Origin of the sequence: Variovorax nitratireducens, from assembly GCF_051216545.1 — a bacterium.
Taxonomy (GTDB): domain Bacteria; phylum Pseudomonadota; class Gammaproteobacteria; order Burkholderiales; family Burkholderiaceae_C; genus Variovorax.
Genome location: NZ_JBPJZO010000001.1, coordinates 542,937 through 557,105 on the forward strand (window position 1 = coordinate 542,937; position 14,169 = coordinate 557,105).

At 67.3% G+C, this 14,169-nt stretch carries 8 protein-coding genes; 5 read left to right on the plus strand and 3 right to left on the minus strand.

Going from position 1 to position 14,169, the window contains the following annotated elements:
* The first annotated feature begins 4 nt into the window (after positions 1 to 4).
* From ACSFA8_RS02500 to ACSFA8_RS02515, 4 genes are all read left to right on the plus strand, one after another.
* Entirely contained in the window at positions 5 to 976 is a 972-nt protein-coding gene (locus ACSFA8_RS02500; protein WP_435477941.1) for a UDP-glucuronic acid decarboxylase family protein, read from the plus strand.
* A 10-nt stretch (positions 977 to 986) separates the two neighbouring features.
* Positions 987 to 2,357, plus strand: coding sequence for a UDP-glucose dehydrogenase family protein (locus tag ACSFA8_RS02505; RefSeq protein WP_435477942.1), 1,371 nt, complete (start codon positions 987 to 989; stop codon positions 2,355 to 2,357).
* A gap of 206 nt (positions 2,358 to 2,563) precedes the next feature.
* Positions 2,564 to 3,430: an FkbM family methyltransferase gene (locus ACSFA8_RS02510; RefSeq protein ID WP_435477943.1), complete on the plus strand. Its 867-nt coding sequence runs from the start codon at positions 2,564 to 2,566 to the stop codon at positions 3,428 to 3,430.
* A 254-nt stretch (positions 3,431 to 3,684) separates the two neighbouring features.
* A complete protein-coding gene (locus ACSFA8_RS02515) occupies positions 3,685 to 4,497 on the plus strand; it encodes a class I SAM-dependent methyltransferase (protein ID WP_435477944.1) in 813 nt (270 codons plus the stop codon).
* Positions 4,498 to 4,562: 65 nt separating this feature from the next.
* Here ACSFA8_RS02515 and ACSFA8_RS02520 read toward each other — a convergent pair whose 3' ends face one another.
* A complete protein-coding gene (locus ACSFA8_RS02520; protein WP_435477945.1) occupies positions 4,563 to 4,985 on the minus strand; it encodes a VOC family protein in 423 nt (140 codons plus the stop codon).
* A 93-nt stretch (positions 4,986 to 5,078) separates the two neighbouring features.
* Here ACSFA8_RS02520 and ACSFA8_RS02525 point away from each other — a divergent pair, with 93 nt between their 5' ends.
* On the plus strand, positions 5,079 to 5,729 hold the full coding sequence (locus ACSFA8_RS02525) for a TetR/AcrR family transcriptional regulator (RefSeq protein WP_435477946.1): 651 nt from the start codon (positions 5,079 to 5,081) through the stop codon (positions 5,727 to 5,729).
* A 19-nt stretch (positions 5,730 to 5,748) separates the two neighbouring features.
* Here the strand turns inward: ACSFA8_RS02525 and ACSFA8_RS02530 are convergent, their stop codons facing one another.
* Both ACSFA8_RS02530 and ACSFA8_RS02535 read right to left on the minus strand, forming a co-directional pair.
* Positions 5,749 to 13,935, minus strand: a complete 8,187-nt coding sequence (locus tag ACSFA8_RS02530; RefSeq protein ID WP_435477947.1) for a glycoside hydrolase family 94 protein — start codon at positions 13,933 to 13,935, stop codon at positions 5,749 to 5,751.
* 3 nt (positions 13,936 to 13,938) lie between these two features.
* Positions 13,939 to 14,169, minus strand: a complete 231-nt coding sequence (locus tag ACSFA8_RS02535; protein WP_435477948.1) for a hypothetical protein — start codon at positions 14,167 to 14,169, stop codon at positions 13,939 to 13,941.

Here is a 14,169-nt window from a genome sequence, read left to right on the forward strand (position 1 = left end):
TTTCATGCGCAACTACAACCCCACCAAACGCATTCTGGTCACCGGCGGCGCCGGCTTCCTCGGCAGCCACCTCTGTGACCGCCTGATCGCGCAGGGGCACGACGTGCTGTGTGTCGACAACTTCTTCACCGGCAGCAAGCGCAACATCGAGCATCTGCTCGACAAGCCGCAGTTCGAGCTGATGCGCCATGACGTGACCTTTCCGCTCTATGTGGAGGTCGACGAGATCTACAACCTGGCCTGCCCGGCGTCGCCGATCCACTACCAGCACGACCCGGTGCAAACCACCAAGACCAGCGTGCATGGCGCTATCAACATGCTGGGGCTGGCCAAGCGGGTGCGCGCGAGGATCATGCAGGCCTCGACCAGCGAGGTCTACGGCGATCCCGAGGTTCATCCGCAGGTCGAGGCCTACTGGGGCCGCGTCAACCCGATCGGCATCCGCAGCTGCTACGACGAAGGCAAGCGTTGCGCCGAAACGCTGTTCTTCGATTACCACCGCCAGCACAAGCTGCGAATCAAGGTGGCGCGCATCTTCAACACCTTCGGGCCACGCATGCACATGAATGACGGGCGTGTGGTGTCGAACTTCATCGTGCAGGCGCTCAAGGGCGAGAGCATCACGATCTACGGCGACGGCCAGCAAACGCGCAGCTTCTGCTACGTGGACGACCTGATCGAAGGCTTCATCCGCCTGATGGACACGGGCGACGACTTTCCGGGCCCGGTCAACATCGGCAACCCCGGCGAGTTCTCGATGCTCGAGCTGGCCAACAAGGTGATCGCGCTCACCGGCTCGAAGAGCCAGCTGGTGCGCATGCCGCTGCCGGCCGACGATCCGAAGCAGCGCCGGCCCGACATCTCGCTGGCCCGGGAAAAGCTCGGCGGCTGGGAGCCAAAGACCCAGCTCGACGAAGGCCTGCAGAAGACCATCGCCTATTTCGACCAGCTCCTTTCGGCCGGCACCCCGGCCTGATCACACAACCATGAACATCACCATCATCGGCACCGGCTATGTCGGGCTTGTCACCGGCGTCTGCCTGGCAGACCTTGGCAACCACGTGTTCTGCCTCGACCTGGATCCGGCCAAGGTCAAGACGCTCAACGAGGGCGGCATCCCGATCTACGAGCCCGGCCTGGCCGAACTCCTGCAGTCGAACGTGGCCGCCAAGCGCCTGACTTTCTCGACCGACGTCGAGGCCGCGGTCGCGCATGGCGACGTGCAGTTCATCGCGGTCGGCACGCCCTCCGACGAGGACGGAAGCGCCGACCTGCAGTACGTGCTGGCCGCCGCGCGCAGCATCGGCCGCACCATGAACCGCTTCACGGTGGTGGTCGACAAGTCGACCGTGCCGGTGGGCACCTCCGACAAGGTGACGGCCGCGATCCGCGACGAACTGACGAAGCGCGGCATGGCCGACCATCGCTTCGCCGTCGTGAGCAACCCCGAATTCCTGAAGGAAGGCGCGGCGGTCGAGGACTTCATGCGGCCTGACCGCATCGTGCTCGGTGTGGCCGACGACGACGAGGGCCGCGAGGCGCTGGCCGTGATGCGCAAGGTCTATGCGCCGTTCAACCGCAACCACGAGCGCATGCGCGTGATGGACGTGAGGTCGGCGGAGTTCACCAAGTACGCGGCCAACGCGATGCTGGCCACGCGCATCAGCTTCATGAACGAACTCGCGAACCTGGCCGACAAGGTTGGTGCCGACATCGAACTGGTGCGCCAGGGCATCGGCTCCGACCCGCGCATCGGCTACAGCTTTCTCTATGCCGGCACCGGCTACGGCGGCAGCTGCTTTCCGAAAGACGTGCAGGCACTGGTGCGCACCGCGAGCGAGTACGGCCAGCGGCTGCAGGTGCTGGAAGCCGTGGAGGCGGTCAACGACACGCAGAAGAACGCGCTGGTGCGCAAGATCTTCGAGCGCTTCGGCGACGACCTCACGGGCAAGACCTTCGCGGTCTGGGGCCTGGCCTTCAAGCCCAACACCGACGACATGCGCGAGGCGCCAAGCCGCGTGGTGCTGGGTGCGCTGACGCGCGCCGGTGCGCGCATCGTGGCGCACGACCCGGTGGCCGTGCCCGAAACGAAGCGCGTGCTGCAGCTCGACTTCGAGGACGCACCGGCCTGCATCGAGCAGATCGAATTCGCCGGTGAACCGATGGCGGCGCTGGAAGGCGCCGACGCGCTGGTCATCATGACCGAGTGGAAGGCCTACCGCAGCCCGAACCTCGAGCGGCTCAAGGAAGTGATGAAGGCGCCGGTGATCTTCGATGGCCGCAACCTCTACGAGCCCGCGACCATGCGCGACGCCGGCGTGGCCTATTTCGGCATCGGGCGCAACAGCGGTAGCTGAGCGGGCCCCAGCAGGTCAGCGGCCAAGCCCGCGTCGAGCGTGATGTCGGTGGCCGCGTCGCGAACGTTCGCAACGGCGCGGATTCCGCACGTGGCGGCGCGCCGTGTGCTCAAACTGGGCAAAGACTGCCATCATTCGGCGCATGGGACGGCGACGGATGCATCGTCGCCGGACAGGTTTGGCCTTCCTTCGAGGACTGATGCAGCATGGATCACCATCAATCAAGCCCGCAAGACCCTGCGACCCATGGTCGAAAAGCGAAGGTCGTTTTCGATTTTGGCTCGAATAACGGCGATGACATTCCGTATTACCTGAAAAAGAGCGACGTGGTTGTGGCTGTCGAAGCCAATCCAGTGCTTTGCGAGAAGATAGAAAATAGATTCAAGAGAGAGATGGGCGAAGGAAGGCTGTACGTTGAAAATTGTGTCTTGACTACAGATGATTCAGCCAGCGAAGTCTATTTTTACATACACAAAAACAATCACGTTCTAAGCCAGTTCCCGAAGCCGGATAACCCTCACGATTTCGAGAAAATTCTCCTGCCCTCCAAATCGGTAATTCGGCTCATAGAGAAATACGAGAGCCCATACTACATAAAAATTGATATCGAGCACTACGACCAGGTAATTTTGAGGGCGATTTTGGAGAGCGGTATAAAGCCACCTTTCATTTCTGCCGAATCACACGACATTGAAGTATTCGCTCTTCTCGTAAGCTTGGGCGGATACAATTCGTTCAAACTGGTCGATGGCTGCACCGTATCGACAAAATACAATGATCATGAAATAGTCGTGAATGAGAAAACGGAAACATATTCCTTTCCGTCTCATTCGGCAGGCCCGTTCGGGAACGACATTTCTGGCGAGTGGATGACCGCCAACAATTTTTACCGACTGCTAGCCTTCGAAGGTCTTGGATGGAAAGATATTCATGCTACCAATCTGTATCCGCCAAACCCTGCTTCGACTCCAAGAATGGCGCCCTACGTCAAGGCCGCTCTTCAACAAAAAATGCGATCCTCTGTTCCCGCGCCCTTAAAAAAAATCATCAGGCTCGTTGTTGGGTCGAAATAGCTAAATAGCGGCTTAACAAGGTGTGAGCGGGGGGAGGGCAAACTCGCCGGCTTCAAACTGCTGAAGAACCTGCCCGCCATCGCCCCCCGCGAGCGTGCCCTTCCAGGCCAAGGTCGATCAGTTCGGCCGCAACTTCGCAAGCGTGGACACGCTCTACCAGAGCGAGTAAGACATTGACGTTGCAATCCACTGCGTCATAGCATCGCGCAGGCCTGCCAACCGATGCGCCCAGCCGTGGCGCGAAGGGACTGCCGATGAACACCACTTCTTCGAGCTTCGTCGCCGCCGACGGCGATGGCTACGAACGGCTGATGGGCCGTTGGAGCCGTCTCCTCGCACTCCCCTTCCTGGACTTCGTCGGCAGCGCGGACGGCGACCGCGTGCTCGATGTCGGCTGCGGCACAGGCCATCTGGCCTTTGCGGTGGCCCGCCGCACCGGCGCTGGCGAAGTGCGGGGCGTGGACCTCGCCGAGCCCTATATCGAACATGCCAGGCGCCACAACCAGGATGCGCGCATCGTCTTCGATGTGGCCGACGCCTGCGCGCTGCCCTTTCCGAGCCAGAGCTTCGACCGCGTGCTCTCGCTCCTGGTCTTGCACTTCGTGCCGGAGGCGGGGAAGGCCATTGCCGAGATGCGGCGCGTCGCCAAGCCCGGAAGCACCGTCGGTGCGGCCGTGTGGGACGTGCGCGGCGGCTGGATTTCCAACCGCCTTTTCTTCGACACGGCCGCCGTACTCGACCCGGAAGCGAGGGTGCGCCGCGCCCGCAATTACACCCGGCCGATGACGCGGCCCGGCGAACTGGCCCGGGCGTGGCGCGACGCGGGTTTCAAAAAGGTGGACGAGACAACGCTCGCACTCCGGATGGAGTTCGCTTCATTCGCAGACTATTGGGCACCCTACGAGGGCAAGGACGGCCCCGGCGCAGAGTACGTCGCCACACTGGGCGAGGACGCACGCGCACGGCTGCGCGAGGCGGTCGAGGCAGCCTACCTCGACGGTGAGGCAGATGGGCCGCGCTCGTACGCAGCGCTCGCCTGGGCCGTCAAGGGCACGGCACCCGCGTAGCGCCCTCGTCGACAAAAACCGCGCGCGCGGCGATCAGCGCGAGCCAGCGCCTGCGCTCGGCCGTATCAGCCTTCAGGCGCCGGGACGATCACCATCCACGCCATGCCGAAGCGATCGGCGACCATGCCGAAAGACGACGCAAAAAAGGTCTTGCCGAGCGGCATCTGCACCGTGCCACCCTCGGCCAGGGTGTCGAACAGGCGCTTTGCATCGGCGTCGTCCCTGGCATCGAGCGAGAGCGAGAAACCCTTGAACTCCGGCTTGCCGCCGGCGTACCCGTCGGATGCCATCAGCTTGGTGTCGCCGATGGTGAATTCCGAATGCATCACTTTCTCCTCGGAGTTGGGCGCGCACATGCCGGGTGGCACCGGGTCGGGGCTCTCCTTGAAGCGCATCAGCATCGTGACCTGGGCGCCGAGCGCGCTGCGGTAGAACTCGAGTGCCTCTTCGCAGCGGCCATCGAAGAAGAGATAGGGCTGGACTTGCATGGTGCTTCCTTCAGGGTTGAATTTTTCGTACTTGTGTACGCCGTCCACAAAAGATAGCAGACACAATTAACGCTGTCCACATTCAAAGTGCAAATGAGTTTTTCACCGACCCCTCCGCCGGCCCGCAGCAGCTACCGCCATGGCGACCTGCGGCGCGCATTGCTCGACGCCGGCATCGAACTGGCGCGTGGCGGGGGGCCTGACGCCGTGGTGCTGCGCGAAGCCACGCGGCGTGCCGGCGTGGTGCCGAACGCCGCGTACCGGCATTTCGCCAGCCGCCTCGATCTGCTGCGCGAGGTGCGCGCTGCCGCGCTGGCCGCGGTGGCGCTATCGATGGAAACCGAGCTGGCCGCCGCGCCTGCCGGGGGCTCGCCCGCCGAGGTGGCGCGTGCAGGGTTGCGCGCCATCGGCACCGGCTACATGCGGTTTGCGCGGCAGGAAACCGGACTGTTCCGCACCGCTTTTTTCGCCGAGCCCGAGGTGTTGGGAGCGCTGGCTGCGGGGCCTGCTGCGGGCGGGGCCAGCGGGCTCAACCCGTTCGAGCTGCTGGGCGCCGCGCTGGATCGCATGGCCGATGCCGGCGTGCTGCCGGGCGAGCGCCGCCCCGGAGCCGAGTTCATCGCATGGGCAGCGGTGCACGGGCTGGCGATGCTGATGATCGACGGCCCGTTGCGCGGCATACCCGGCGAGCAGGTCGAAGCGCTCGGCCAGCGGCTGCTGGACATGGTCGAAAAAGGCCTCTGACGAACGCGCAGCGCGCGCGTCAATTCAGCAGCAAGACACGCACAACGGCATGGGCAGGCAGTGCGTGCCAGTCGATCCATTCGCCGGCTTCGACCGAGTGCGTGGCCGCTGCATCGCTGCCGATATCGCCGTAGTGCAGCGTGAGTTCGCGGCCGTCGAGCCGCAGTGCGATCTCGAAGCCTGGCCAGTGCGCCGGCACGCGCGGCGTCACGCGCAACTGCGCACCGCGCAACTCCAGCCCGAGCAACGTTTCCACGGCGGCGCGGTGCATCCACGCAGCCGAGCCGGTGTACCAGCTCCAGCCGCCGCGGCCCACATATGGCGCGGCGCCGTAGGTGTCGCCGGCCATCACGTAGGGCTCGAGCTCGTACGCCGGCCCGCGCTCGGGATGCCGGGCGCGGTGCGCCGGGCTGAGCCCCTCGAAACTGCGCCATGCCGCTTCGTGGTCACCCTGCAGCGCCTGCGCCATCAGCGCCCATACCGCACCGTGCGAATACTGGCCACCGTTTTCACGCACGCCAGGCGGGTAGGCCTGGATGTAGCCCGGGCTGGGGGTCGAATGCTCGAACGGCGGGGTCAGCAGGCGCAGCAGGCCGGCCTTGTCGTCGCTGAGCTGCTGCTGCATCGAGGCCATGGCGGCGTCCGTGTAGCGCGGCTGCGAGGCGCCCGACAGCACCGACCAGGCCTGCGCGATCAGGTCGATGCGGCATTCGTCGTTGACGGACGAACCGAGCGGCGCGCCGTTGTCGAAGAAGGCGCGGCGGAACCAGGCGCCGTCCCAGCCTGCATCGTGCAGCGCCGCGATCCAGCCCTGCCGGGCCGCCTGCCAGCGCGCTGCCCGCGCGTGCTCGCCGCGCGCTTCGGCCAGCGGCGCGTAGCGTTCGACCACGCTGCACAGGAACCACGCCAGCCAGACCGATTCGCCGCGGCCTTCGTGGCCGACGCGGTTCATGCCGTCGTTCCAGTCGCCGGTGCCCATCAGCGGCAGGCCATGCGTGCCTTGCGTCAGGCTGTGGTCGATCGCGCGTGCGCCGTGCTCGTAGACGCTGGCGCTCTGCAGGCTGACCTGCGGCGCGTAGTAGGCATCCTCGGCGCCGGGCGGAATTGGCGCACCGTCGATGAAATGCACGCGCTGATCGAGCAGGCCGGCATCCGCGGTCGCTTCGACGTAGTGGGCGCAGGCATACGGCAGCCACAGCAGGTCGTCCGAGAAATGGGTGCGCACGCCGGCGCCGCCGGGCATGTGCCACCAGTGCTGCACGTCACCTTCGGGAAACTGGCGCGCGGCGCTGACGAGGATCTGCGCTCGCAGCCGCGCCGGGTCGATCGTCGCGAAGGCCATCGCGTCCTGCAACTGGTCGCGAAAGCCGAAGGCGCCACCGGCCTGGTAGAAGCCGGCCTTCGACCAGAGCCGGCAGCCAAGCGTCTGGTAGAGCAGCCAGCGGTTGACCAGTGCGTCGAACAGCGGGTCGGGCGTGCGCACCTGCACGCGGCCCAGCAACTCGTCCCAGAAGCCCCGCACCTGCGCCAGCGCGGCGGCGATGTCGCGTTGTTGCCATCGGGCGGCGAGCTGCACGGCCGCGGCGGCTCCCCCCGCATGGCCGAGCGCGTAGGCAAAGCTCACGCTCTGGCCTGGCGCGAGCGCGAACTCGCCGCCGATCGCAGCGCAGGCGTCGAGCCCGCTGCCGGCGCGCCGCCCGAGCGTGTCGGGAACCTGCACGCTGCCGCCGCCGAAGAACTCGCCGCGGTCGCAAGTCCACTGCGCGACGCCCTGCAGACCGGCCAGCATCAGGAAGCCGGTGCTGCCGCCGAAGCCGGTGCTCGACTCGCGCTGTTGCCCGAACACTGCCGGCAGTTCGTCGGGCTTCCAGCAGTGCACCGTGCGCCGGGTGCCGCGCACGGGGCCCAACTGCCATTCGACCATGGCCAGCGCGCGCAGCCGCCGGTGGCCGACGCCTTCGTGCCGCACCTTCACCTGAACCAGCTTCACGCTGTCGTCGCGGTCGGCGAAGAAGGTGGTCTCCAGCACCAGGTTGCGATGCAGGCACTCGAACACGGTGTAGCCCTGGCCGTGCCGCACGCGGTGCCGCGCCTGGCCGCTGCCGCGGCTGGCCGGCGTGAGCGGAATCAGCTCGCGCGTGTCCAGATCCTGCAGCAGGTAGTGCTCGAAGGCCGGATCCTGCACCGGGTCGTTCGACCAGGGCGTGAGCTGGTGCATCTGGCTGTTGCGCGCCCAGGTGTAGCCGGCGCCCGCTTCCGAAATCTGGAAGCCGAAGCCGGCATTGGCGATCACGTTGATCCAGGGGCGCGGCGTGCGATGGTTCAGATCCACCTCGAAGCGGAACTCGCCGCTGTCGGCGTCGAAGCCGCCCACCGGCGCACGCACTGTGTCCGCGAGGTCGGAGGCATCCGGACGGGCCAGCAACGGTACGCGTTCCGGCAGCGCCGCATCGCCGGCGGGCGCGGAAGCGGTCGCCGATTCGCGCACTGCGGCCACCTGCGCCTCGAGCGGCCGGCCATCGGCCGTGAACACCACGCGCGCCAGGCTCGACAGCGCGGCTTTCTCCGAGGCCGCCACCTCGATGTCGCGCAGCAGGAAGAAGCCGGCCGAGTCGTTGCGCGGAAAACTGTTCTGGGTCTGCAGGCCGATGCGGGTGCGCAGCGTCTCGATATCGCGCTGCAGCGGCATCAGGTAGGAGTCCGGCTCCGCATTCAGCACCACCAGGTCGCAGGCGACGCCGCCGAAGCCCCACCAGGGCTGCGCGCGCAGCAAGGTGTTGATCAGGCCCATGCCGATGTTCGAATGGATGTGCACCAGCACGATAGGTTTGTCGCCCGAGATGCCGAAGCGCCAGATCTGGCGCAGGTCGATCAGCCCGCGGTCGCTCATCACGCGCGGCGTGGTGTAGGTCAGGATGGTCGTCAGATCCTGCAGCGCGAGGTTTTGCGCCGGCGCGATGCTGAGGTCGCGCAGCCGCACCTGGGCCAGCGTGGCGGCCATGCGGCTGGCGCGCTCGACGTGCATCGACTGCAGGTAGCGGTCGATCATCGGCTCCAGCGCTTCGGTGTCGTCGGCCGCGGCGGTGGCGAAGGTCACGTGCGCGGTGGCGCCGGCCGCTATCGAGAGGCGCACGCGCAGGCAGGCGATCGGGTCGAGTCCGTTGACCGGGCTGCCGTCGGCCGCCAGCGGCTGCGTGTCCAGCGCCGGCATCACGAGCCTGCCGTTGCGACCGATGAAGGCGCGCCGGTCGGCCATGCAGTCGACCGAGAGCACGTTGGCATCGACCGACGCGACGAAATGCGCGGCCGCCACAACCGGGTCGCCATGCAGGCGCGGCTTGCGCGAGAGCAGCAGCGCCCGCCACGCCGGTTCCCAGCGGGTTTCGACGAACAGGTTGGCAAAGGCCGGGTGGGCTTCGTCTGCCTTCGGATTCGACAGCACGGGTTCGAAGTACGAGATCAGCTCCAGCTCGCGCGTTTCGCGGCTCGTGTTGTGCAGCGTCACGGTGCGCAGCTCGGTGTCGTCTTCGGGGCTGATCAGCACCGTGCTGCGCACCTCAAGGCCCGGCCCCTTTGCGTCGAACTGCACCTGGTCGGCCAGGAAGCGGGTGCGGTAGCGCCATTGCTCGCCCGGCGCGGGCAGGGCGGTGAGCGAGGTCAGCGTGCGGCTGCGGACATCGCGCACGTAAACGAAGGTGCCATAGGCGTCGCGCAGCGGGTCGTCGCGCCAGCGGCTCACGTTGAACGCGTGCCAGCGGCTCACGCCGGCGCCGTTGGCCCGCAGCGCCACGGTGTAGCGGCCGTTCGACAGCAGGTGCGTGGGCTGGAAGCCCGGCAGCGTGGGGTCGACCGCGCGCGGCTGGAACACCGGGGGCGCTTCCCCTTCGGCCGGTTCGGGCGGCGTACGCGGGTCGGCGCTGCCGATGATCTGGCGCGGCGTGCGCTCATGCAGCAGGGCTTCGTGCGCCTGGGCCAGCGCAGTGCCGCCGAACCAGCGACGCGGTGCCTCGGTGCACAGCAGGTTGCACAGCGCCACCAGCGACATGCCCTGGTGGTGCGCCATGAAGTTGCGCACCACGCTGAAGGGCTGGCCCTCGGCCTGGCGCGACACAGTGAAGTCGACCGCGTCGAAGAAACCCATCTCGCCGCGGGCGCCGAGCGATTCGAGCAGTTGCAGGTTCCGCACCGCCTGCTGCGGCGCGAGCTGCGCGGCCATCAGGCTTGCATAGGGCGCCACCACCCGGTCGGCGAGCGGCGTGCGACGCAACGCGAGCCGGGGTACGCCGAATGGTGAGTACTGGTAGGCCAGCGAATGATCCTGCGCGAAGTAGGCCGACTCGGAAGCGCCCCAGGGCAACTGCTGCGCAGCGCCGAACACCTGCTGCTCCCGGATGGCCGCGAGGTTGGCCACTTGCAGCAGGCCTTCGTCCGGCTCGGGCATGACCAGCGTCGGCATCAGGTACTCGAACATCGATCCCGACCACGACTTCAGCCCGGGCTGGATGCCTACCGACAGGAAAGGCCGGCCGAGCGCGCTCCAGTGCCTGCGCGGCACGTCGCCCTTGGCAATCGCGATGAAACTCAACAGGCGCGATTCGGACGCCAGCAGGTCGTAGTAGCTCACGTCGAGCGCGTCGTCTTCGACGCGCAGGCCAATGTGGAACAGGTGCCGCTTCGCGTTGTAGAGGCCGCGGAAGTTCATTGCGTCGCACAGCGCATCGCAGCGCGCCGCGAGCGCCATCAGGGCCACGTCGCTGCCGTCGGCGAAGCCGCGGCAGGCCTGTGCCGCCGCCATCAGATGGCCGGCCAGGTTGCCACTGTCCACGCTCGAGACATAGGCCGGTGGCAGCAGAGCGAGCGTGCGTGTGTCGTACCAGTTGAACAGGTGGCCATCGTGTTTCTGGAGCCGCTCCACGGTGGCCAGCGTGGCCGCAAGCCGTCCGGTCAGTTCAGCGTTGTCGATCCAGCCGAACTCGCGCGCGCAGCAGGCCGACAGCAGGTACATGCCGATGTTGGTGGGCGAAGTGCGGTGCGCGACCGTGCTCTCTGGCTCGAGCTGCAGGTTGTCGGGCGGCAGGTGGTTATCTTCCGCCCCGACCACGTGTTCGAAGAAGCGCCAGGTGTCGCGCGCGACCGTGGCCAGGTAGTCGCGCTGCGCAGCCGGCAGCGTGGCCTCCGCACCGGCTTGTGCCGGCGCGCGGCTCGTCCACCACGCGACCAGAGGGGCGCAAGCCCACAGCGCGAACAGCAGGCCGCCGAACCAGGGGTGCGGGCTGCGCTGTGCCAGCAGGGCCAGCGCGATGCAGATCGCGCCGGGCCAGAGGCCGCCGCGCAGGAACGCGCCGAGTGAATAGCGCGCCTGCGTCTGCGCCTGATCGGCGGTCGTCCATTCGAGCAGATGGCGCCGGCTCACGAGCAGGCGCCAGCCGGCTCGCACGGTCGCATTCATCAGCAGCCAGGCCTGCGCGAAGAGCTGGCTGAACTGCCATGCCGCGCCGGCCAGTCCACGCAACAGGTCGACCGCGCCGACGTCGAAGAAATGGCGCAGCTCGATGCGCCGGCGCGTCGGCACCAGGCCGGCCAGGGCGCCGAGCAAAGGGCCCAGCAGCAGCGCGGCGCCGACGGCGATCAATGCCAGCGCGACCGGCACCGCATCGGTGAAGAGGCTGACGCCGAGCAAGGCCGCCGAGGCGGGCAGGACCAGCGCGCGGCGCAGGTTGTCGCTCATCTTCCAGAGGCCGAGTGCGTCGATGCCGAAGCGGCGCGCACGCAGCATCAGCGGCAGCAGCTGCCAGTCGCCGCGTGTCCAGCGGTGCACGCGCGACGCGGCCACGCCCGCATGGTGCGGATGGTCTTCGAGCAGCACCAGGTCGGTCACCAGCGCGCAGCGCGCGACCGAGCCTTCGAGCAGATCGTGGCTCAGCACCGCACCGTCGGGCAAACGCTGGTCGAGCACCGCGTGCACCGCGCGCACGTTGAGCAGCCCTTTGCCGGTGAACGAGCCGGTGCCGAACAAGTCCTGGTAGATGTCGGAGGCGCCGCTGCTGTACGGGTCGATGCCGCAGCGGCCGGCAAAGAGCCAATGGAATAGCGAGCGTTCCGAACGTGCCGGAAACGGCGTGACGATGCGTGGCTGCAGGATGCCGAAGCCGGCGACCACGCGGTTCTGGGCGGCGTCGATCTGCGGCGCGTTCAGCGGGTGCGCGGCCACGGCCACGAGTTCGCGCAGCGTGCCCGGCGGCAGGCCGGTGTCGCTGTCGAGCGTGACCACATAGGGGGTGCGGGCGGCCAACCGGGCGCCGGCAGTGCCCTGCACGAAGCCGCTGCGGTCGCCGGTCGCGAGCAGGCGCAGCAGCATTTCGAGCTTGCCGCGCTTGCGCTCCCAGCCCATCCAGCGTTGCTCGGTCTCGCTCCAGATGCGCGGACGGTGCAGCAACACGAAGCGCGGCAGCGCCTCGGTGCGGGAGGGGTAGCGCGCATTGAGCGCATCGATGCGCTGTTGCGCATCGACCAGCAGTGCAGCGTCTTCCGGCAGGCTGGCCTGGGGGCTGTCGGCCCAGTCCGTCAACAGCGCGAACTGGGCCGCCTCTTCGCGGTTGGCGAGCCAATGCAGTTCGAGCTGGCGTACCAGCCTGGCATTGCCGGCGGTCGAGCCCAAGAGCGTCGGAATCACGACCAGAACGCGGTGCGCAGCCGGAATGCCCGCCGCGAAATCGAGGCGCGGCAATGGCTGCACGCGCGCCGACTCGGCGACGATCCGGTGTACCAGCGCGATCACGGCTTCCGACAGCGGCAGAGCCATCACGAGCAGGGCAAGGCCGGTCAGCCAGCCGGCCGCGCCGACCTCGGGCCAACCGGTGCTGTGCAGGTGGTGGACTGCCGCAGCGATCGCCAGGCCGGTGCCGCCAAGCACCGCGACCAGGTAAAGCGCCAGTCGCCAGTTGTGGAAGGTGGGCCGCCATGGCGACGCGCTGATTCCGTCCGTTGTGCCCGTGTTGCGCAGCGCCTCCATCAGGGCCGGGCGGCCCGGCCCCATCAGGTGGTAGCCGGCCGTGCGTTCGGCGCGTGCGTCGGCATCGGCCATCGGTGCGTCGACCAGACTGCCGGCGTATTCCATGCGAGCCCGCCGCACTACCGCCTGCGCCACCTTGCGTTCGGGCCGGCCGCTCTGACGCGCAACCTGTTCCATCGCATGGGTGATCTGCTGGCGGGTGAGTTCGCTTTCGCGGCCGAAGCTGGGCAGCTCGCGCAGCACGCGCAGCGAGTGACTGACCGGCTCGATCAGATCCGACCATTCGACCTGCCCGATCATGCGCAGCGTCGTAATGATGTTGCCGACGGTGATGTTCGCCGCGACGGCGGCGATTTGTGCCTGGTCAATCAGCGCCGGTCCGTTCGGGCAGTGCTGTTCGGTCCAGCGCACCAGTGCGGTGGCGTTGTCGCCGCGCTCGACCGGGAGCCGTTGCCAGAGCTGCAGCAGGTAGCTGTCGCTCAGGCCCTGGCTTTGCAGCAGGCGATCCAGCACATCGAGCTCCGGCGTGGTGAGCGCATCGGCGGCATCCCACGTCGCATGCGCCACTTCGCGCGCGACCTTGTTGCGCGCGATCTGCTCGGCGACCCGGCGCAGGTTTTCAAGCAGCACCACGCGCAGCGTGGTCGGCAGGGCCCAGAGCTCGCCGAGCGTGAGCTCGTCGACCTCCTGGTAGGCATTGAGGAAGGCAGTGAACAACTCGGCGTTGAGCACGCTGTCGGTGTGCGCGACGTAGGCCCAGGCGATGCCGTAGACGCGCGGCAGGCCCGCGAGCGGCGGTGCAGCGAGCTTGGGCAGATGCGCGTAGTAGCTGCGCGGCACGCCTTCGCGGATCTGCTGCAGCTGCGCTTCGATCAGGTGGAAGTTGTCCAGCAGCCATTCGGCCGCAGGCGACACATAGCGGCCGCTGCGCGAAGTCAGCGCGATGTAGTCGAAAGCCTGCCGCAGCGATGCAAGGTTTTCCTCGACGCGAGGAAAGAAGGGTGGGCTGCGCGGCCTGCTGCCCGGCTCTTGAATCGCCTGCGCCCGCGCCAGGCTGCGGCCGTGCGCCTCGAAGCGCTGGGTTCCGAACAGTTCGGCGCGAATCGGCGGCTCGACCGGTTCGTGCGGGGTGCGCAGCAGTTGGCGTGCTTCGTCGCTGAGGGTAACCAGCCGGTGAAGGATATCGGCGCTCACGCCTCAGGCCATGGCCAACACCACGATCGCGAGAACTGCGCCGATGCATGCCATCGTGACGAGATGGCCGGCGGCTACCGCCCGACCCGTCTGCAAGGCGGATTTGAGGCCCGACATCGACCCGCGCGAGCGCGCGCAATGTTGCATGTGCGAGGCCAGTGCGGCGAGGTCGCCCGGAACAAAATCAACCGAAGTGGAAGTGCCGGGAGTACCCAGCAGGTGCTTGAAAGACAT